Source organism: Pseudomonas sp. UW4 (assembly GCF_000316175.1).
GTDB lineage: Bacteria > Pseudomonadota > Gammaproteobacteria > Pseudomonadales > Pseudomonadaceae > Aquipseudomonas > Aquipseudomonas laurylsulfatiphila.
Genome location: NC_019670.1, coordinates 311482 through 332907, shown reverse-complemented (window position 1 = coordinate 332907; position 21426 = coordinate 311482). Strand labels below are relative to the sequence as shown.

Annotated in this window: 15 protein-coding genes; 4 read left to right on the top strand and 11 right to left on the bottom strand. The window is 60.6% G+C overall.

Annotation, left to right across the window (positions count from 1 at the left end):
• The first annotated feature begins 21 nt into the window (after positions 1-21).
• Positions 22-1659 carry a methyl-accepting chemotaxis protein gene (locus tag PPUTUW4_RS01530; RefSeq protein WP_015093099.1) on the top strand — a complete coding sequence of 546 codons (1638 nt, stop codon included), beginning with the start codon at positions 22-24 and terminating at the stop codon, positions 1657-1659.
• Positions 1660-1665: 6 nt separating this feature from the next.
• Here PPUTUW4_RS01530 and PPUTUW4_RS01525 read toward each other — a convergent pair whose 3' ends face one another.
• Together PPUTUW4_RS01525 and hutC are read right to left on the bottom strand one after the other, a co-directional pair.
• The gene (locus tag PPUTUW4_RS01525; protein ID WP_015093098.1) at positions 1666-2238 is read right to left on the bottom strand and encodes a HutD family protein; all 573 of its coding nucleotides are present in this window, start codon (positions 2236-2238) and stop codon (positions 1666-1668) included.
• Positions 2239-2248: 10 nt separating this feature from the next.
• On the bottom strand, positions 2249-2959 hold the full coding sequence (gene hutC / locus PPUTUW4_RS01520) for a histidine utilization repressor (RefSeq protein WP_162135916.1): 711 nt from the start codon (positions 2957-2959) through the stop codon (positions 2249-2251).
• A gap of 146 nt (positions 2960-3105) precedes the next feature.
• On the opposite strand from hutC, the gene PPUTUW4_RS01515 reads away from it, so the two are divergent.
• Complete coding sequence (locus tag PPUTUW4_RS01515) at positions 3106-4470, top strand: formimidoylglutamate deiminase (RefSeq protein ID WP_015093097.1); 1365 nt, start codon at positions 3106-3108, stop codon at positions 4468-4470.
• Positions 4471-4583: 113 nt separating this feature from the next.
• Here the strand turns inward: PPUTUW4_RS01515 and PPUTUW4_RS01510 are convergent, their stop codons facing one another.
• On the bottom strand, positions 4584-5153 hold the full coding sequence (locus PPUTUW4_RS01510; RefSeq protein ID WP_015093096.1) for a lipocalin family protein: 570 nt from the start codon (positions 5151-5153) through the stop codon (positions 4584-4586).
• Between the two features lie 30 nt (positions 5154-5183).
• Positions 5184-5438, bottom strand: a complete 255-nt coding sequence (locus tag PPUTUW4_RS01505; protein WP_007975531.1) for a hypothetical protein — start codon at positions 5436-5438, stop codon at positions 5184-5186.
• A gap of 285 nt (positions 5439-5723) precedes the next feature.
• On the opposite strand from PPUTUW4_RS01505, the gene PPUTUW4_RS01500 reads away from it, so the two are divergent.
• Positions 5724-7616, top strand: coding sequence for a methyl-accepting chemotaxis protein (locus tag PPUTUW4_RS01500; RefSeq protein ID WP_015093095.1), 1893 nt, complete (start codon positions 5724-5726; stop codon positions 7614-7616).
• Positions 7617-7733: 117 nt separating this feature from the next.
• On the opposite strand, the gene PPUTUW4_RS01495 is transcribed toward PPUTUW4_RS01500, so the two are convergent.
• The 5 genes from PPUTUW4_RS01495 to PPUTUW4_RS01475 form a co-directional block, all read right to left on the bottom strand.
• Positions 7734-8336 (bottom strand): DUF924 family protein, encoded by a 603-nt coding sequence (locus PPUTUW4_RS01495; protein WP_007975528.1) that lies wholly within the window; start codon positions 8334-8336, stop codon positions 7734-7736.
• Between the two features lie 3 nt (positions 8337-8339).
• Positions 8340-9350 carry a class 1 fructose-bisphosphatase gene (locus PPUTUW4_RS01490; RefSeq protein ID WP_015093094.1) on the bottom strand — a complete coding sequence of 337 codons (1011 nt, stop codon included), beginning with the start codon at positions 9348-9350 and terminating at the stop codon, positions 8340-8342.
• Between the two features lie 271 nt (positions 9351-9621).
• Positions 9622-10995 (bottom strand): DUF3999 domain-containing protein, encoded by a 1374-nt coding sequence (locus tag PPUTUW4_RS01485; RefSeq protein WP_015093093.1) that lies wholly within the window; start codon positions 10993-10995, stop codon positions 9622-9624.
• Positions 10992-14195, bottom strand: coding sequence for a DUF2339 domain-containing protein (locus PPUTUW4_RS01480; RefSeq protein ID WP_015093092.1), 3204 nt, complete (start codon positions 14193-14195; stop codon positions 10992-10994). The genes PPUTUW4_RS01485 and PPUTUW4_RS01480 overlap by 4 nt, the downstream gene beginning before the upstream one ends.
• Positions 14196-14351: 156 nt before the next feature.
• A complete protein-coding gene (locus PPUTUW4_RS01475; RefSeq protein WP_015093091.1) occupies positions 14352-16802 on the bottom strand; it encodes a glycogen/starch/alpha-glucan phosphorylase in 2451 nt (816 codons plus the stop codon).
• Positions 16803-17057: 255 nt separating this feature from the next.
• Here PPUTUW4_RS01475 and PPUTUW4_RS01470 point away from each other — a divergent pair, with 255 nt between their 5' ends.
• Complete coding sequence (locus tag PPUTUW4_RS01470; protein WP_007970630.1) at positions 17058-17495, top strand: YkgJ family cysteine cluster protein; 438 nt, start codon at positions 17058-17060, stop codon at positions 17493-17495.
• 219 nt (positions 17496-17714) lie between these two features.
• On the opposite strand, the gene typA is transcribed toward PPUTUW4_RS01470, so the two are convergent.
• Positions 17715-19535 (bottom strand): translational GTPase TypA, encoded by a 1821-nt coding sequence (typA, locus tag PPUTUW4_RS01465; RefSeq protein WP_007970631.1) that lies wholly within the window; start codon positions 19533-19535, stop codon positions 17715-17717.
• A 139-nt stretch (positions 19536-19674) separates the two neighbouring features.
• On the bottom strand, positions 19675-21129 hold the full coding sequence (thiI, locus tag PPUTUW4_RS01460; RefSeq protein WP_015093090.1) for a tRNA uracil 4-sulfurtransferase ThiI: 1455 nt from the start codon (positions 21127-21129) through the stop codon (positions 19675-19677).
• Between the last annotated feature and the right edge of the window lie 297 nt (positions 21130-21426).

Below are 21426 nucleotides of genomic sequence, written 5' to 3'. Positions count from 1 at the left end.
CACTTCTGCGAGGAACCCGTAATGAAACAGTGGAAAGTCCAAGCCCACCTGCTCCTGCTTGCCGGCATTCTCCTGAGCAGCCTGACCGGCATCGGCGCACTCGGCCTGTACGGCATGCGCGCTACGGTCCAGGGACTGGAGACGGTTTACCTGGACCGGGTCATCCCGCAACAGGACCTGAAGAAAATCTCCGAACTGTATTCAGTCCGGATCGTCGACGCTATCCACAAGGCCCGCGATGGCATCCTCAGTGGCGTCGATGCAGCGCAGCAGATACGGCAAGCGATGCTTGAAATCGAACCGCTCTGGCGCACCTTCCTGTCGACCCGACTGGTTGATGAAGAGGTGCAACTGATCAACGAAATCACACCGCTGATGCAGGCGACCAAAGTACCGCTCCAGCGTTTGCAGGCGGTCTTGAACCGCAACAACGCCGCCAGTCAGAGCCTGGAGCAGTTCGCCGCACACCAGCTTTACCCCTTGATCGACCCGCTGACCTCACTGCTCTCGCAGCTGATGAATGCTCAACTGAAAGAAGCTCGCCATCAGTTCGAGCACAGCCAGGCACTCTATGAGACCAACATGAGGCTGATGGCCGTGATCCTGGCTCTGGCACTGTTGTTTGGCAGTCTTTATGCCCTACTGTTCAGCGCCAGGCTGGCGCGATACCTGGGCGCCGAGCCTCACGAGCTGGCCAGTATCAGCACAAGGATTGCCCAGGGCAGGCTCGGCGATCCGGTGAACAGTAACGCGAAGTCAACGGGTGTCATGCAATCGGTCGAGGCCATGCGGCGCAGCCTGGCCAGCATGATCGGCAAGGTGCGCGAGGCCTCGCAGCATATCGAGTCCTCGACCCTGAACCTGAGCATCTCGTCTGAACAGGGCCTGAAACAGGCTGCCGAGCAAAATGGCGCGGCCTCTTCCATTGCCGCCGCCGCGGAACAGATGTCAGCCAACATTACACACATCGCCGAGAACGCCGCGCAGGCGTACGACACCACCCTTAAGGCCGAGCAGATCACCGCTTTCGGCATTGCCACCATGGAGCGCTCTATCCTCGAGATGCAGCAGATCGCCCAACTGGTGACCCAGTCGTCGGATGAAATCGACCAATTGACCCTGCACTCCAACGCCATCGGGAAGATTGTCGGCATGATCCACAGCATTGCCGAACAGACCAATCTGCTCGCACTCAATGCCACCATCGAGGCGGCGCGGGCCGGTGAACAAGGACGCGGGTTTGCCGTGGTGGCTGACGAAGTGCGGGAGCTGGCAACCCGCACGACCCGCTCTACCGCCGAGATTGTGGTGCTGGTGAGCACAATTCAAAGCGGCATGAGAAAGGCCAACAGCAGCATGAACACTGGGCGCGAGCGCGTACTTCAGGGCCAACAACTGATCGACAGCGCCGGAGCGTCGATGAATGACGTCAAGACCGCGCTCAACGCGTCACTCAATGCAGTCAGCCAGATCTCCAACGCCCTGCAGGAACAGCGTGAAGCCAGCGAAGACGTGGCGCGCAATGTGGAAAACGTGGCGCAGCGGGTCGAGGAAAATGTCACGGCGCAACAGCAGGCGGTGCAAACCATCCTGGCACTCAAGCAGATGTCGAGTGAGCTGGAGGCGACCGTTCGAGGTTTTACCCTCGAACGGGAATGACCGGGATCAGTCGCGCGAGGTCAGTTCGATCACGCAGCACAGCCCTTTGGTGGCGACATCCAGTAATCCGGCATCAGCCTCCAATTGCAGGCAATCATGACGGCCCAATTGCCGGGCGTTGTTATCGACCGACACCTCAACCTGCTCACTCATGCTGAACACCAACACCGTGCCCGCCGAACTGAAAAACCGCTGCTCGCCCGACAACCACTGCAACCGCGCGCTGTAACGCAGCGGCGCATAAATAAGGTTGAAATCGCGAATCGGACCGCCGAGCAATGTGCAGGACACCTTGCTTTCACCACTGAAGGCAAACGGGTCCAGCGGTAACAGTGGCCGTGTGTTCTGGCCATCCACCGTCAGGGTCATGCCGTCGCCCTGCAAAACGGTGATCACTCGCTCATAACCGGCAAAAGTGGAAAAACCGCCCGATTCACCAATGTCGGCAATCGACAGGCGCCAGCCAAAGCCATCCAGGCCGGTGCCGGCATCGCGGGTGATTTCTTCGGTGCTGCCGCCGCCGTTTTTCCACGGCATGCGCGGGTAATCCACCGCACGTAAAACTTTCAGACTACTCATTCATGGCTCTCTATTTATGAAACCGACCTTCCAGACGATGACGGGAACCGGGGTGGATCAAGCGAGCGGCGGTCACCGGCTGACGACCGGACCAGGTGCGGCGACGGATCAGCAGGCACGGCTCGCCTTTTTCAATCTGTAGCAATTTGCATTCGGACGGCTCGGCCAGGATCGCCTCGACCACGTGCTCGCCTTCGGTCAGCGGCGCGACCTGGTTCAGATAGGCATAGGGCGTTTGCAGGGTGAAGTCCTGCTTGAGGTAATCCGGCGCCACCAGCGCGTTGACGAAACGGTCTTCGATCTGCACCGGAATATCGTTTTCGAAATGCACGATCAGTGAATGGAACACCTTCTGCCCTTCGCGCATGTCCAGGGCAAGGGCGCGCTCGGAGCCGGCGGCCTCTTCTTCAAGGGTGATGACCTTGCAGGTGTGGCGATGACCGCGGGAGGCGATTTCGTCGGCGATGTTGTGCACTTCGAACAGGGCCGATTGGCTTTTCGGCTCGGCGACGAAGGTGCCGACGCCTTGCATGCGCACCAGCAGGCCATCGGCGGTCATCTCGCGCAGCGCGCGGTTAATGGTCATGCGGCTGAAGCCCAACTGGCTGACCAGCTCACTTTCCGACGGAACGCGGTAGTGCGGCGGCCAGTTTCCACTGTCGATTTGCTGGGTGATCATTTGTTTGACGCGGGCGTACAAGGGCGCCGGACTGTCGCCCATGTTCGCGGCCAACGGAGAGACTGGAGGCGGAGTCGGCACGGTTAATCCTTGGTCGTTTGGATAGGGTTGCTAGCTTGCCGGAGTTTACCGGGCAGGCAAACGTCTGTATATGTATATACAAATAACACACGATGGGGTGCTGAACCATGTCCGCCTTCTTTGCCGAACGCGCGCTGCTGCCTAGTGGATGGGCCAACAATGTACGTCTTGAGGTCAGCGCCGATGGCGTATTGACCCATATCCAGGCCGATTCTCATGCAGATGGCGCCGAGCGGTTGAGCGGTCCGCTGCTGCCTGGCATGCCGAATCTGCACTCCCACGCCTTCCAGCGGGCCATGGCCGGGCTGGCGGAAGTGGCGGGCAATCCGAACGACAGTTTCTGGACCTGGCGCGACCTGATGTACCGCCTCGTCGGAAAAATCAGCCCGGAGCAACTTGGCGTCATCGCCCGTCAGCTGTACATCGAAATGCTCAAGGCCGGTTACACCTCGGTGGCGGAATTTCATTACGTACACCATGACATCAGCGGCCAACCTTATGCCGACCCGGCCGAACTGGCCCTGCGTATCAGCCAGGCAGCAGGTTCCGCGGGCATCGGCTTGACCCTGTTGCCGGTGCTCTACAGCCACTCCGGTTTCGGTGGCCAGACCCCGAACGAAGGCCAGCGCCGCTTCATCAACAGCACCGAAAACTACCTCAAGCTGCAATCGCGCCTGCAACCGGTCCTGGCACAGCAACCGGCTCAGTCCCTGGGATTGTGTTTCCACTCATTGCGCGCGGTCACGCCGCAGCAGATCAGTGATGTGCTGGCAGCCAGCGACAAGCAGTGCCCGGTGCACATCCACATCGCCGAGCAGCAGAAAGAAGTCGACGACTGCCTGACCTGGAGTGGTCGTCGTCCGCTGCAATGGCTGTACGAAAACGTCGACGTCGATCAACGCTGGTGCCTGGTCCACGCGACTCACGCCAACCCGGAAGAAGTCACGTCGATGGCCAAGAGTCGCGCCATCGCCGGCCTGTGCCTGACCACCGAAGCCAACCTCGGCGACGGGATTTTCCCGGCGGTGGACTTCCTTGCCCAGGGCGGCCGCATGGGTATCGGTTCCGACAGCCATGTGTCACTGAGCGTGGTGGAAGAATTGCGCTGGCTGGAATACGGCCAGCGTCTACGCGACCAGCGGCGAAATCGCCTGTATGGCGCGGAGCAGCCGATGGTCGGGCGCACGCTGTTTGATGCCGCGCTGGATGGCGGCGCCCAGGCACTGGGTCAGCCGATTGGCGCGCTGGAAGTCGGCAAGCGCGCCGACTGGCTGGTGCTCGACGGCAACGATCCGTACCTGGCAACAGCCAACGGCGACGGGATTCTCAACCGCTGGCTGTTTGCCGGTGGCGATCGTCAGGTGCGGGATGTGCTGGTCAATGGCCAGTGGGTAGTGCGTGATGGGCGCCATGCTGATGAAGAAGAAAGCAGCCGCGCCTTCGCCCAGGTCCTGCGCGAACTCTTGGGTTGACACCAAAAACCTGTGGGAGCGAGCTTGCTCGCGATAGGGCCATCAGCTTCAACAATGATGTTGACTGACAGTCCGTCATCGCGAGCAAGCTCGCTCCCACAGGGGTATATGTATCAGTTCGAGGTCTTGGCCATCTGCTGTTCCGACGCCCGCCAGATCAACCGGGTAGTGTCGTAACCCTGCTGACGCGCCCTGCTCAGCAGCTCCTCGCGCACCACTCCATTCACGGTCGGCGTGCGCGACAACAGCCACAGATACTTGCGGCTCGGGTCACCGACGATGGCGGTCTTGTAGTCATCGCTGACGTACAGCACCCAGTAATCGCCCTTCGCCGTACCCGGGATCAGCCTGGAAAACCAGGTATCGAACTCGACCTTCAGCTTGTCGTTCTTGCCCGGCACCTCCGGATAAGCCGTGCCCTTGACCTCTTCCCATTGCCATTGCGCTGTCAGGCAGCGGTTCAATACCGCGACGTTGCCGTCGGGTTTAAGCGTGTAATGGGCTTCGGATTGCGCACAGTCGCGCTGGAAGTACATCGGCAAACGGGCCAGCTCGTACCAGGTGCCCTGGTAGCGCTTGAGGTTGACGCTGTTGGCCGTCTTGGGCGCCAAAGGGTCCGGGCCAGACGTGGCACAGCCAGCCAACACCAGGCCGGCAAAAAGGATGATCAATAACCGCTTCATTATTTTTCTCCCGTGGGCGATCGCCCCGGTTTACTTCAGGCCTTGGCCGGAAAACATCAGCACTTTGTCACCGGCGAACTGCACGCTGATAAAGCTGTTCTTGTCGCCCCAGGTGCAACTGGACATGCCGAGCGCGCCTGAACAATCGGCGGGTTTGCCCAACAGGGTTTCCACATCGGCCTTGGCCATACCGGCCGAGAGCTTCGAGTAGTTTTCCTGATTGACCTTGCTGCAGGCAGCGAGCAATACGCAGAATGAAAGCAGGGCGATGGAACGCAGCGACATGGTGAAACTCCGGGGGGGCGTAGGGGATTGGCATGGCTGCCAAGCTGAAGCTTAGAAGAGAAAACCCCTGTCTGGTTCCCTGCCCGGCAGGCTATTTATCGGGCCATTCGTCTGCCTTTTGCCGAAAATCATTCACTTTCCTCGTTCACCGGGCATTTCGTCGTTTTTCAGGAAAATCCGCCTAATCTTTGGCGCCGTTCAGTCGACATAAATGCAACGCAATGCCACGTCGGTGGCATTTGCTCCCCCATTTTGTAGAACAGCCCCTCTGCGGTAGCTCATCCCATGACCAGAAACATGAAGTTCAGCCACAAGATCTTGCTGGCTGCCGCCCTCGTGGTGGCCGTCGCATTCGCTTGTTTCATCCTGTTCAACGACTATCGCCAGCGCGAAACCCTGCGCAACAGTACCGAGGCCTCGATGCAGGAACTCGGCAGCCTGACCACCAGCAACATCCAGACCTGGCTGGAAAGTCGCATGCAATTGCTGCAGTCGATGGCCCAACAAGTCAGCGCCGATGGCAATGCACCCGCCAGTCTGAAACGGATCATCGACCTGCCCGCCTACACCGGCAACTTCCAGCTGAGCTACTTCGGTGGCGCCGATGGCGTGATGTTCTCGGTCCCGACCGGCAACCGCGCGGCGGACTACGACCCACGCGCCCGCGGCTGGTACAAGGCGGCCAATAGCGCACAACAAACCATCGTCACCGAACCCTACATCGCCGCCTCCTCCGGCAAACTGGTGATCACCGTGGCCACCCCGGTGCAGCACCAGGGTCAGATGATCGGCGTCGCTGGCGCCGACATCGATCTGTCCAGCGTCAGCGCGATCATCAACTCGCTGAACTTCGGTGGCCACGGTCATGCGTTCATCGTCGGTGCCGACGGCAAGATCCTGATTCACCCGGACAGCAAGCTGGTGCTCAAGAGCCTGGCCGAGGCCTATCCGAGCGACACGCCGAAAGTCAGCCCGGGCCTGAAAGAAGTCGAGATCGGCGGCAAGCGCCAGTTCATCTCCTTCACCCACGTCAACGGCGTGCCATCGGCGAACTGGTACGTGGCACTGGTGCTCGACCAGGAAACGGCGTTCTCGATGCTCAGCGAATTCCGCACCTCGGCGATCATCGCCATGGTGATCGCCGTAGTGATCATCATCGCCCTGCTGGGCATGCTGATCAGCCTGCTGATGCAGCCGCTGCTGACCATGGGTCGCGCCATGCACGACATCGCCGAAGGCGAAGGTGACCTGACCAAACGCCTGACCATTCACGGCCACGACGAATTCGGCGCGCTGGGGCTGTCGTTCAACCGCTTCGTCGAACGCATTCACACCTCGATCATCGAAGTGGCCTCGGCTACTGGGCAAGTCAACGAAGTAGCGCTACGTGTAGTGGCCGCGTCGAACTCGTCGATGTACAACTCCGACCAGCAAGCCTCGCGCACCAGCAGCGTGGCCGCGGCGATCAACCAGCTCGGCGCCGCCGCGCAGGAAATCGCGCAGAACGCCGCCCTCGCCTCGCAGCACTCCAGCGACGCCCGCAGCCTGGCCGAAGACGGCCAGCAGGTGGTGGATAAAACCATCGCGGCGATGCAGCAGTTGTCGGCGAAGATCAGCGACTCGTGCGGCAACATCGAAACCCTCAACAGCAACACGGTCAACATCGGGCAGATCCTGGAAGTGATCACCAGCATCTCCCAGCAGACCAACTTGCTGGCGCTCAATGCCGCCATCGAAGCGGCCCGCGCCGGTGAGGCCGGTCGCGGTTTTGCCGTGGTGGCCGATGAGGTGCGCAACCTCGCTCACCGCACCCAGGACTCAGCGCAGCAAGTGCAGACGATGATCGAAGAGCTGCAAGTCGGCGCCCGCGCAGCGGTGGGCATCATGACCGACAGCCAGCGCCAGAGCGAAAGCAGCGTTGGCATCGCCAACCAGGCCGGCGAACGCCTGGGCAGCGTGACCCAGCGTATCGGCGAGATCGACGGCATGAACCAGTCCGTGGCGACAGCGACCGAAGAGCAGACCGCCGTGGTGGAGTCGATCAACGTCGACATCACCGAAATCAACACGCTGAACCAGGAAGGCGTGGAGAACCTGCAGGCGACCTTGCGTGCGTGTGCCGATCTTGAGCAGCAGGCGGCGCGGTTGAAGCAGCTAGTGGGAAGCTTCAGGATCTAAGGCGCACTCACCGGCCCTTTCGCGAGCAGGCTCGCTCCCACAGTGGATCTCCAGTGCGACAAAGATCCCTGTGGGAGCGAGCCTGCTCGCGAAGACGGAATCAGCAACAACGAAAAGTCAGAACCGTGAACCCGGCTTCGACAGAAACGCCAGCTCCTCAGCCGTAGACGCCCTTCCCAACACCGCATTGCGATGCGGAAACCGCCCGAACTGCGCAATCACTTGCTGATGCCGCTCGGCATAGTCCAGGTAATCGCTGAACAGTGCCCGGTCGCTCTCCGGCTGCTGCGCCACCAATTCGATATAGCGCGAGACGCCTTCGTTCTGCACCGCCAGGTTCTCGCTATGCTCGAACACCAGGTAGATGAACACCCGCTGAATCGGCTGCAACTGCCGGTCGAAATCCGCGGCAATGCCTTGCGCCACCAGTGCCTGAGCCCTGATGTCACCGGAAAAAGCCTTGGGAGAATCACGAAAGATCATTCGCGGGAGTTGATCGAGCAACAGCACCAGGGCCAGCCAACCTTCGGGACGTTGCATCCACTCGGTCAAACCGCCGGCCAGTGCCTGCTCGACCCAGTCCCCGAAACGCTCACGCGCTTCGAGGTCCTGGCTGTCGCGCTTGCCGAACCATAACCTGCCCTTCTGCGCCGCCACTTCACTCGCTGATCCGGAGCTCCCGAACCACCAATCAAGCAACGGCTGCCAGGGCGCGGTCATGGTTTATTCCTTGTGGTAAGCCGTGACGCGGGCCACTTCTTCTTTCGAACCGAGGAACACCGCCACACGCTGGTGCAGGCCTTCCGGCTGGATGTCGAGGATGCGCTGGTGACCGTCGGTGGACGCGCCGCCCGCCTGCTCCACCAGGAACGACATCGGGTTGGCTTCGTACATCAGGCGCAGCTTGCCCGGCTTGGACGGCTCGCGGCTGTCACGTGGGTACATGAACAGACCGCCGCGGGTCAGGATGCGGTGCACGTCGGCCACCATCGCGGCGACCCAGCGCATGTTGTAGTTCTTTTTCAGCGGGCCTTCATCGCCTGCCAGCAATTCGCCGACGTAGCGCTGTACCGGTGCTTCCCAGTGACGCTGGTTGGACGCGTTGATGGCAAATTCCTGGGTGGCTTCAGGAATGGTGATGTTTTCGTGGGTCAGCACGAAGCTGCCCATTTCACGGTCCAGGGTGAAGCCTTTCACGCCGTCGCCCAGAGTCAGGATCAGCATGGTCTGCGGACCGTAGATCGCGTAACCGGCGGCCACTTGCTGGGTGCCTGGCTGCAGGAAGGCCTTTTCATTCAAAGGTTCGTTCTGGCTCAGGTATTCGTTCGGGCAACGCAGTACCGAGAAGATGGTGCCGACCGGGGCGTTGATGTCGATGTTCGACGAACCGTCCAGCGGGTCGAATACCAGCAGGTACGCGCCTTTCGGGTATTTGCCCGGGATCTGGTAGGCGTTGTCCATTTCTTCGGACGCCATGCCGGCCAGGTGACCGCCCCATTCGTTGGCTTCGAGCAGGATTTCGTTGGAGATCACGTCGAGCTTCTTCTGCACTTCGCCCTGGACGTTTTCAGTGCCCATGCTGCCCAGTACACCACCCAGGGCGCCTTTGGACACGGCGTGGTTGATCTCCTTGCAGGCACGCGCCACCACTTCGATCAGGAAGCGCAGATCGGCAGGAGTGTTGTTGCTGCGGGTCTGCTCAATCAAATAGCGACTCAAGGTAACGCGGGACATGGAAGGCTCCGGTGGAATGGGGGGCTAAAAACCCGCGCAGTTTAACGCGAGTCGGGGCGCATTTCCTCCTATCAGACGTGATCCGCCGAAGAGAGTTCATGCGCGGGGTTGAGCGTAGATGGAAATAGGTGGGTGTGAGCTTGCGAATAGAGGTCATTTCGGCACTTTTATTGACTGAGCGAACGCTTTCGCGAGCAGGCTCGCTCCCACAAGGACAGCGCTGTACCTGTGGGAGCGAGCCTGCTCGCGATTGGGTGCGCAGCACCCACGGTCAGGATTTGACAGAAGGCTTGCGCAGCAGACTGAACGCCATCGCCGCCAGGACCACCACGCAGAGCAACAACACCGCCCACAAACCGAATTTCTTCCAGTGGGTGTCGACTGGCGCAGACGTGGCGCCTGCCGACGGCTGCGTAGTCACCGCCCCGACATCCACCAAGGCTCGGCCCAGGGTCGCCAGCTTCTGCGGGCTGTAATCCGGAATCAACGTCGATAGCGGCAAGTTGGCTGCCTTCGCCGCGGCATTCCCCACCACCAGCGTGTATGGCCCCGGCCCACGTGCCAGAAACACCAGTTGCGTGGCGCGCATGGCAAACTTCAGCGTCGGTGCCTGATCACCCAGGCCACCACCGCGTTCGTCCACGGTCAGTTTCAATTGCTGGACGATTTGCCCAGACAACTGCAATTGGTTTTGCACCACGTCCTGACCATTCTGCGTCAGGCGATAGAGCAAACCGCTGCCCAACGACTGCCATGGCAGGCTGCTGTCGCGCCGGCCGGCCAGGCTCACTGGCGCCAGGCTGTTGGGCTGGCTCAACTCGACCTGCACCCGCTCGACATTAAGCCCCATCGGCAACTGCCAGGTGTATTCACCCGCCTTCACGCTGCTGCCGGCCAATGCCTGGGACCAGACCAACGGCAGTGGCAGGCTGCGGGTATTGGCGCTTTGCAGTTGCGCCGAAGTCAGTGTCGGCGCCGAATGCGGAGTGATCCACAGCAACCGCAGGTAGCGCGCCGACTGGCCCGGCAGGTTGACCTCATGCTGTTCGACCCGCTCGTCGGAAAAGGTCAGGCGCGCCACCTGCCCTTCGCCCCAGGACTGCCAATGCTGCAGATCATCGCTGGCTTCGATGGTGAAACGCTGGAAGCCGTCGCGTTCGCTGGTCCAGTCGAGAATCAATTGCTGCAATGGCGCCTTGATAGCGGACGCGTCGAGCAACCAGCCGCGCAACTCCTCCTCACCTGCCTCCAGCTGACTGGAGGGCTGCACCTCGACCAAGGTGCCGTTGGTGCTCGATTGCACCCGCACGCTCGGCGCGGTTTCAGTGGCGTCCACCGAGTTGTACAGCGCAAACCATTTCACCTCGGTCAAGGTACGCGTTTCATCGCTCCGCGCCGACTCCCGGGCCAAGGCATAAGCCTGAGCTTCACCCACGGCGTTGAATACACGCACATCGCTCAGGTCAGCCTGCCGTGCATTCAGTTGTACGCTCAGGGGCAGTTCAAGACGATACCAAGGTCCTTCGCCCGTTACCGACAAAGGCACTTGGGTGGTGAAATCCTCCGGTTTTTCCTGGGCAACCGCCGACAACACCACACCCATGGCAACAATGCCCAGCCAACCCAGGTTCAGCTTCTGACTCAAGACGACACTCCTTGTGATTCCGGGACCGGTTTGCCGCTATCCGACACGGCTTCGGCACGTTTGGGCGGTAGCGGAGCGAAATAACCCACCACCAGCAACAACACGCCGACACCAATGAACGACACGATTCGCGCCAGCCCGCCGCGATTGCTCAATTCGACAAAAAACAGCTTGGCCACGACCACGCCAATCAAGGCCGCACCGATCAGCCAGACTTCACGACGGCGACGCAAATGGCCGCCGATCATCAGGCTCAGGGCCATCAAGGTCCAGACAATGGACAGGCCGGCTTGTACTCGCATCGACTCCAGCAACAGATCCAGCTCGAACGGCACCGCGCTCCAATGGTGCGCCGTGCGCATCACCAAGGCCGTAAAGAACACGAACAGCGAGGCACCTGCGACCCCTTGCGTGGCAATGGCGGCGTAATCCTTGCGGACAGCCAGTTGGGGCATGGCGCTGCGGGACCAGACGTAGACGCCGAACAACGCAAACAACAGGCCCAGCTCCAGCGGGTTGATCAGTGGCACGTAAGGCAGTGGCTCGGCGTTGCCCTCACTGGCGATATTTGCCAGCCAGAACCAGCCGAGCATCAGCAAGGCCAGCGGCGCAGCGGCGTACACGCGGTATTCCCGAGGATAGGCCGACACCGGCCAAGGCCATGCGCGAGGTGCTGCCATCAACACCAGATACAGGCTTGGCAGAATCGCCCAGCCCAACCAGCGCCAGGCGTTGTATTGCTCGGACAACACCAGCAAGGCGTAACGCAGTTCCAGCGCCAGCACACCCATCAACAGCCAGCAGCCGAGCACATGAGCGACGCTCAGCACGGGCGCTGGCAGCATGGGCGCCAGGCGTCGCAGGGACATGAAATGCACGACGAACACGGCGGCCCACGCCAGCCAGCCAAAGTTGGCCGCCGGGTGATAACGCGAGTGCCAGGCCGCGAGCAGCACCAGCGCCGCAGCGGGTATCAGCACCGTGCCGAGCCCCCCCAGTGACGGCCATTTCAGGCGCAGCGCCAATACCGTCCACAGCGCAACACTCACGGCAGCGATGCCCAACAACAAAGTCGCCTGCATCGACTGCGGCGCAAAATGCAGCACTTCGATAACCCAGGCCAGCGCCCACCAACCCGCGCCCCAAACCAGCAACGCCTGGGACAAGCGCAACAGACTCAGCCCTTTGAGCGCGGTGAAAGAATGACCGATCTGCAAACGCCAGGCCCCGACCATTGCGGCCAGCCCCAGCAGCAGCGGCGCCCAGAACCCGCCATGGGCCAGGGGCTGCAGACCGTCACTGAACTGCGGCCCAGCCGTCAGGAACAGCGCGCCACCCAACAGCTGCACAGCGAGCGCGGTGAACACGAACGTGCGCGATTGCAGGTGCAAGCCAACAAACAACGTGAGCGCCCCGGCCAAGGCCCAGCTGATCACCGTGCCGTGGCTGAAGAAAAACAAGGGCGCCAGCAAATAGAGAAACGCCAGCCCGAGACAGGCCAATACCGGCAGGCCTTTGAGCTCCCATGGCCTGATCTGCTCCGGCAAGGCTTTACGCAATTGGTAGAAGCTGAACAGCAACGCGACGCCCAATAACAGTGCACCTAGCGGTACACCGCCGAGCAGGCTGCTTTCGCTGTCGTGCAGCTCGCTGAGAAACGCCAGCGCCGCCCCCAGTTGCAGCAGCAAGGCAAAGGCCCGGCCTAAATGCCTTTGTTGGCGCAGACCGAGCCAGAAGATCCCCGCGCCTTCCACCGCCCATGCCGCTGTCGTCCAGCGCGCATCGAGCCCCAGCGGTATCGCCAGGCTGGCGAAGATCACGCCCAAGGCCAGGCAGGTTTCGCCCAACAACAGCGTGCGCCCGGCCATCAGCCAACGGGCAAGCCCCATATAAATGATACCCAGTGCCAAGGCACTGAATGCAGCAGCGAATTCAAGATGCTGCACCAGCACGAACTGCAAGCCGAAACCCACCAGTGGCGGGCCGAACAGCAGTGTGCCGTCGACGTAGTCACCCTTGCGCGCCGACCAGCGCAGCAGTGCTTCGCGACTGCCGTCTGCGGGTGTATCGCCCATCTCCATCAATCTGCGCCGGGCGAACAGCAGACCAATGGCCAGGTACATCAGGAAAAACAAAATCAGAAACGGCTCGGTGCTCCACAACAGCTCCGGCGAGTAGGAGCGCAGGCCCCAGGCGAATCCAATGCCAAAGGTGCCGGTGAAGCCGATGACATTCAACAGCCGCCAGGCCTTGAACCAGGCGATGGCGAAGATACCGGCGTTGAGCAGGGTAAAGTAACTGAACAGCGCGACATGGCTGCCGGTGCCGGTGGAGGCCAGGATGGGCGCGGCGAATCCGCCCAGTGCGGCCGCGGCGGCCAGCCCCAGGGAATCCTGGGCAATGGCGAGAATCGCCGAACAGACCGTCACCGCCACCAGCAGGCCAAACCCCGCCGAGGGCTCGAGCAGCGGATGCAGGCGCATCGCGGCAAACACCGTCAGGTACAACACGGCAATCCCGGCACCCTGCAGGATCAATGCGTAACTGCTGTTGCGGGCCCTCAACCACCAACCCAGCCCGAGCAACCCCAGTGCTGTGGCAGCCACGCCTGCGTAGCGCAACTCAACCGGCACCACTACGCCTTCAGTGGCATAGCGCAGCAGAAAGGCCAGGCCGAGGAACAGCAGCACCACGCCGACGCGCAACACGGTATTGCCACCGAACAACCAGGCGCGGGCGCGACCTATGGCGCGGTCGATGAGATTCGGGCCACGCGGGGAGCCAGGCGATTGCGCTTCGCGAGCGGTCGACTCGGGCTTCCAGGCATCGGTGGCCGGACGCCTGATTTCGCTGGCCGCAGCCTGGATTGGCTCAAGTTCGGGCGGCAGCTCCCAGATCAATTCCGTGGCTACGGCAGGGGTTTCATCAAGGAAGGTTTCAGGTGCGACAAGCGGTTCGCCGGTTTGCGGCGTCTTGACGCCCGATGCTTCGAGCAGCGCCAGCCGTTGCTCGACCGCTTGCAGGGCTACCTGCGCCTGCTCCAGCAAACGCTGCTGTTCGACGGCCTGCGAGTCCATGCGAGCCAAGCGAAGGGCCTGGCCGATACCCAACCCGAGTAACGCGCCCAGCAGCGCATCGCTGAATGACTCGTCGAGTATCCAGCCGAGCACCAACCCTATCAGCATGAACATCCATTGCATGGTCGATATCCCTAAGCGCATTAGCCAATCCGGAAAGATTAGCTCAGCCGTATCCATAAAGATCGCAGCCTTCGGCAGCTCCTACAGGATGGGTGTAGGAGCTGCCGAAGGCTGCGATCTTTTCCGGCGCGCCAGTATATCCACCTGCCTGAAGACTTACTCCAGTGCCTTCCAGATTTCCGTGGCGTACTCGCGAATGGTCCGGTCCGATGAGAACCAGCCCATCCGCGCCGTGTTCAACACCGCTGAACGCCACCACTCCTTCGAATCGTGCCAATGGGCTTCGACGCGCATCTGCGCGTGCCAGTAGGAATCGAAGTCGGCGCAGACCAGGAAGCGGTCGTAGTCCACCAGCGAATCGATCAACCCGGTGTAACGGGACGGATCATCCGGCGAGAACACCCCGCCACGAATCGCTTGCAGCACATCGTTCAGGCGATGGGACGCGGCGATGTCCGGTACGGCACTGAACTCATGGTTCTGCTTGCGCGCCTCCACCTGCTGCGCGCTGAGGCCGAAGATGAACATGTGCTCGGCACCGATGCGATCGCACATTTCCACGTTGGCCCCGTCCAGGGTGCCGATGGTCAGCGCGCCGTTCAGGCCGAACTTCATGTTGCTGGTGCCTGACGCTTCGAAACCGGCGGTGGAGATCTGCTCGGACAAATCCGCCGCCGGAATGATGCTCTCCGCCAGGCTGACGTTGTAGTTGGGCAGGAACACCACTTTGAGCAAGCCGCGCACGGTGGGGTCGTTGTTCACCACACGGGCAATGTCGTTGGTCAGCTTGATGATCAGTTTGGCCTGGTGATAACTCGCGGCGGCCTTGCCGGCGAATATTTTCACCCGTGGAACCCAGTCGATTTCAGGTTCGGCGCGGATCGCCTGGTACAACGCCACGGTGTGCATCAGGTTGAGCAACTGGCGTTTGTATTCGTGGATACGCTTGACCTGCACGTCGAACATCGCCGCCGGGTTAACCGCCACGCCCAAGCGCTCATGAATCAGGTACGCCAGGGCTTTCTTGCTGTGCAGGCGTTGCTCGGCGAACGCCTTGCGGAACGCGTTTTTCTCGGCGAACGGCTCGAGGGCGAGCAACCGCTCTTCCGGGTTGTCCAGCACCTCGGGCCCCAGGGCATCGACCAGCATCGAGGTCAGCTCGGGGTTGGCCTGGTACAACCAACGACGAAAGGTGATGCCGTTGGTTTTGTTGTTGATCCGCTCCGGATAGAGCTTATGCAGCTCGGAGAACACCGTCTTGCGCATCAGTTGCGTGTGCAACCCGGACACACCGTTGACGCTGTGGGAGCCGAGAAACGCCAGGTTGCCCATGCGTACCCGGCGACCGTTGTCTTCCTCGATCAGTGACACCGCGCGCAGTACGTCGAAGTCGTGGATGCCTTTGGCCCGCAGGGAGTCGATGTGGTGGGCGTTGATCAGGTAAATGATCTGCATGTGCCGCGGCAACATGCGCTCCATCAAGCCGACCGGCCAGGTTTCCAGCGCTTCGGGCAACAAGGTGTGGTTGGTGTAGGAGAGCGTATCGACGGTGACCTGCCACGCCGCATCCCACGCCACGTCATAGACGTCGACCAGTTGCCGCATCAGTTCAGCCACGGCAATCGAGGGGTGAGTGTCGTTGAGCTGGATCGAGGCGTGATCGCCCAGGGTCAGCACCGAGGTGTGCATGTTGCGATGGCGGCGCAGCAGATCCTGCAACGAGGCGGCGACGAAGAAATACTCCTGGCGCAGGCGCAACTCCTGGCCGGCCTCGGTGCTGTCCGCCGGGTACAGCACCCGGGAGATGCTTTCGGCCCGGGCCACTTCGGCCACGGCGCCCAGGTGATCGCCGGCGTTGAAACGCTCCAGGTGCAGATCTTCCATTGCGCGGGCGCGCCACAGGCGCAGCGTGTTGACGCTCGCCCCGCGCCAGCCGACCACCGGCGTGTCATAGGCAATCGCCCGCACGGTTTCCGCCGGGGACCAGACTTGCCGGGATTTGCCGGTGTCGTCGGTCAGGGTCTCGACACCGCCGCCGAAACCGATGGTGTAGACCACTTCCGGCCGCTCGAACTCCCACGGGTTGCCGAAATCCAGCCAGTGTTCGGTCTGCTCCTGCTGCCAGCCGTCGACAATCGCCTGGCGGAACAACCCGTGTTCATAGCGGATGCCATAGCCATGACCGGCGATGCCGAGGGTCGACATGCTTTCCAGGAAACACGCCGCCAGACGCCCGAGGCCGCCGTTGCCCAGGGCCGCATCGGGCTCCAGCAGACGGATGCGCTCAAGGTCGACGCCGAGCTCGGTCAGGGCTTCGCGCGCCACGTCGAGCAGGCCGAGGTTGCTCAGGCTGTCGAACAGCAGCCGGCCGATGAGGAATTCGAGGGAAAGGTAATAAACGCGCTTCTGACCTTTGCGGTAGATCTGCCGCGTGTGGTCCATCCAGTGCTCGACCATGTGATCCCGCGCGGCCAGGGCAATGGCTTCGAACCAGTCATGGTCGAAGGCGTGATCCGGGTCTTTACCCACTGCATAAGTGAGTTTGGTCAAGACGGCGTCGCGGAATGCGGCCACCTCTGCTTCGCGAACAAGTGGTTCTTGAGTCATCGATAGGACCTCGAGCGAGCTTGGAGTTGTCTGAGCCTAGACGGTCTGACAGGCGGTACAGGCTCTGGTTCGGCAGTTTTTCCTGTAAGTGCGAATCGGGTCGGCAATACATTGTCGAGTACCTGATTCAATGCAGGGGCCGTGCCGGATTAGCGGTTTATTGGTCGGCAGTGAAAAAATCTGGCGAAAGGTTGTTCAAAAATCCACCAGTCCCGGTATGATCGCGCGCCCTGATGCACACGCTGGTAACAAACGATGATGAAGCCGAACCTGATCGCTGCCGCAGAGATCGACCGCCTCGATACCTGGGCCAAGTACTCTGCCCCGATGTGCGGCTCGTGCATGTCCAGCTGCTGCACCCTGCCCGTCGAGGTCAAGATCAAGGACCTGATCCGCATCGGCGTGGTCGACGAATTCGAGCTGGGCGATCCGCCGAAGAACATCGCCAAACGCCTGCAAAAGGAAGGTTTGGTCGAGCGTTTCAACCAGAAGTCGGGAATCTTTACCCTCCAGCGCATGAGCAACAACGATTGCCTGTACCTGGATCGTAAGAGCCGTCTGTGCACTATTTATGATAAGCGCCCGGATACTTGCCGCAACCACCCGAAAATCGGCCCGCGGCCGGGGTATTGCGCGTACAAGCCGAAGGAAGTGGAGCGCGAGCGGAATTCGCGCAGTATCGAGCGGTTCTGATATTTCCTGAAACCAGTGGCGGCTGATCGGCCGCCATCGCGAGCAAGCTCGCTCCCACAGTGTTCGAGGTGAACCACAAATTGTGTGAACACCACAGACCCCCTGTGGGAGCGAGCTTGCTCGCGATGAGGCCGGCACAAACACCACACAACCCCCAGACAAACAAAAACGCCCCCGGCCTTTCGACCGGGGGCGTTTTCGTTCAGCCGGGGCTAAATCTTATGCCTTGGCTTTCTTGGCAGCGCGGGTACGCTCGCTTTCGTCCAGGATCTTCTTGCGAAGACGGATGGACTTAGGAGTCACTTCGCACAGCTCATCGTCCTGGATGAATTCCAGAGCCTGTTCCAGGGTGAAGCGAACAGGTGGAACCAGAGCGATGGTTTCGTCTTTACCCGAAGCACGCATGTTGTCGAGCTTCTTGCCCTTGGTAGGGTTGACGCCCAGGTCGTTGTCACGGCTGTTCAGACCAACGATCTGACCGTTGTAGATTTCCTGACCGTGTTCTACGAACAGCTTGCCACGCGCCTGCAGGGTTTCCAGGGAGTAGGTCAGTGCCTTGCCGGTTTCAACCGAAACCAGAACGCCGTTCTGACGGCCGGACATGTCGCCGGACTTCATCACGTCGTAACGGTCGAAGATCGAGGTCAGGATGCCAGCGCCGTTGGTCAGGGTCAGGAACTGGTTACGGAAACCGATCAGACCACGAGCAGGGATGTTGTATTCCAGACGTACACGGCCCTTGCCATCCGGCACCATGTTGGTCAGGTCGCCCTTACGCAGGCCCATCTCTTCCATCACCTTGCCCTGGGATTCTTCCGGCAGGTCGATGGTGACGTTTTCGAACGGTTCGTGCTTCACGCCGTCAACCAGACGGATGATCACTTCCGGACGGCCTACAGCCATTTCGAAGCCTTCGCGACGCATGGTTTCGATCAGTACCGAGAGGTGCAGTTCGCCACGGCCGGAAACCTTGAACTTGTCAGCCGAGTCGCCTTCTTCAACGCGCAGTGCAACGTTGTACAGCAGCTCTTTGTCCAGACGTTCCTTGATGTTACGGGAAGTCACGAACTTGCCTTCTTTACCGCAGAATGGCGAGTCGTTTACCTGGAAGGTCATGGAAACGGTTGGCTCGTCAACGGTCAACGGCTTCATCGCTTCAACGGTGTCCGGGTGGCACAGGGTGTCGGAGATGAACAGCGAGTCCATACCGCTGATGCACACGATGTCGCCTGCAGCAGCTTCTTCAACGTCTACACGGTGCAGACCGTGGTGACCCATCAGCTTCAGGATACGACCGTTACGCTTCTTGCCGTCGGCGCCGATAGCCACAACCGGGGTGTTCGGCTTGACGCGACCGCGAGCGATACGGCCAACGCCGATAACACCCAGGAAGCTGTTGTAGTCCAGTGCGGAGATCTGCATCTGGAACGGACCGTCACGGTCGACTTTCGGCGCAGGTACGTTGTCGACGATCGACTGGTACAGCGGGGTCATGTCTTCAGCCATTTCGGTGTGGTCCAGACCGGCAATACCGTTCAGGGCCGAGGCGTAGACGACTTTGAAGTCCAGCTGTTCTTCGGTGGCACCCAGGTTGTCGAACAGGTCGAAGATCTGGTCCAGAACCCAGTCCGGACGCGCGCCTGGACGGTCAACCTTGTTGATGCACACGATCGGACGCAGGCCGGCTTCGAAAGCCTTCTTGGTCACGAAACGGGTTTGCGGCATAGGGCCGTCTTGAGCATCAACCAGCAGCAGAACGGAGTCGACCATCGACATTACGCGTTCAACTTCGCCGCCGAAGTCGGCGTGGCCCGGGGTGTCCACGATGTTGATGTGGTAGCCGTTCCAGTTGATGGCGGTGTTTTTCGCCAGAATGGTAATACCGCGCTCTTTTTCCTGGTCGTTGGAGTCCATCACGCGCTCGTCGTTGAGCTCGTTGCGCTCCAGGGTGCCGGATTGACGCAGGAGTTTGTCTACCAGGGTGGTTTTACCATGGTCAACGTGGGCAATGATGGCGATGTTGCGTAGATTTTCGATCACTTGTGTATCTCGATCAGAGGATTCGGTGTGCTGACAAGTCTTGGCAGCGATTAACAGTAGCGTCCGTGAAAGCCGTTACAGCTTGACGGTGGCGTCGGGGGGCCGGTGACGCAGGCCACAGGCAAACAGCCCCGGGCACTTAGCTCGGTCGATAAACGCGCACATTGGCATGCCCCTCACTGAGCAAATGGTGGGCATGCAGGCGACTCATCACGCCTTTGTCGCAATACAGCAGGTACTGGCGAGTAGGGTCCAGTTCCTTGAAACGAGCGTTCACTGCATAAAACGGCATCGTTTGTACCTCGATGCCAGCAAGCTCCAGCGGGTCATCTTCAGCGGCATCCGGGTGACGGATGTCGATGACGATCTGACCGGCCAGCGCTTCGCTGACTTCTTCAATCTGCAAGTCCTGGCCCAATTCGTCGATCACGCGATCGATCGGCACCAGCTTGGCGTTTTCGAGCGCACGCTCGAGCACCGCCATATCGAATTCTTTCTCTTCGTGCTCGACACGGTAGCGCTTGGCGGCCGTCTTCGGATTGACCGAAATGACGCCGCAGTACTCCGGCATGTGCCGGGCGAAATCGGCGGTGCCGATCTCGTTGGCCGTGTCGATGATGTCCTGCTTGTGGCTGGCGATCAGCGGGCGCAAGACCAGTTTGTCGGTCACGCAATCGATCACAGACAGGTTCGGCAGCGTCTGGCTCGACACCTGGGAGATCGCCTCACCGGTGACCAGGGCTTCGATGTGCAGTCGATCGGCAATCCGGGACGAAGCGCGCAACATCATACGCTTCAATACTACGCCCATATGACTGTTATCGACTTTGCCGAGAATTTCGCCCAACACTTCCTCGAACGGCACACTGACAAATAGCACGCGTTGGGAGCTGCCGTACTTCTTCCAGATGAAATGCGCGACTTCCATGACGCCCAGTTCGTGGGCACGTCCGCCCAGGTTGAAGAAGCAGAAATGCGCCATCAGGCCGCGGCGCATGATCTGGTAGGCCGCCACGGTGGAATCGAAGCCGCCGGACATCAGCACCAGCGTCTGCTCCAGGGCGCCCAGCGGATATCCGCCGATGCCGTTGTGCTGGCTGTGGATCACGAACAACCGTTGGTCGCGAACTTCGATGCGGACTTCGATTTCAGGCTTTTTCAGGTCGATCCCGGCGGCACCACACTGACGGCGCAACTGGCTGCCGACATATTTCTCGATATCGATCGAGCTGAACGGGTGCTTGCCGGCACGCTTGCAACGCACCGAAAAAATCTTGCCGGCCAGTGCATCACCGTAGTGCTGCTTGCACTTTTCAACGATGTCGTCGAAATCACCCAGCGGGTACTCGTCGATTTGCAGGAAGTGCGCGACGCCCGGCATGCAGCTCAGGCGCTCGCCCATCTCCTTCAGGGCCTTGGGATCGCTGACGCGGGTTTCCAGCTCGAGGTTGTCCCACACGCCGTTCACCACCACGGCCGGGTCCAGATCGCGGAGCACGGCACGGATGTTCTTGGCCAATTGGCGGATGAAACGCATCCGTACCGGGCGGCTCTTGATGGTGATCTCGGGGAAGACTTTTACGATTAATTTCATGGAAACAGCGCGCGCAGGGCCTGCCGAAAAAGGGGGGCGCGGATTATAGCGGAAATTGCTCAAGGTTTAACCAGTTAATGTGCAGAAGGTTTTGCGCGCACCAAAACAGGTCATTTATTGAAATTAGCGCCACATTACGGGGCGACATTTTCGACTTTAAAGCGCATTAATGGCTGATAAGCGTGTTTTTGGGGCAAAAAACCCATGCTGGGGCACTGGCATGCAATTTGCTCCCTTGTGAGGCAGGTTGCCTTGGCAGAGTATTCGCGCCGGCATCACCCACATTTAAGGGCATCC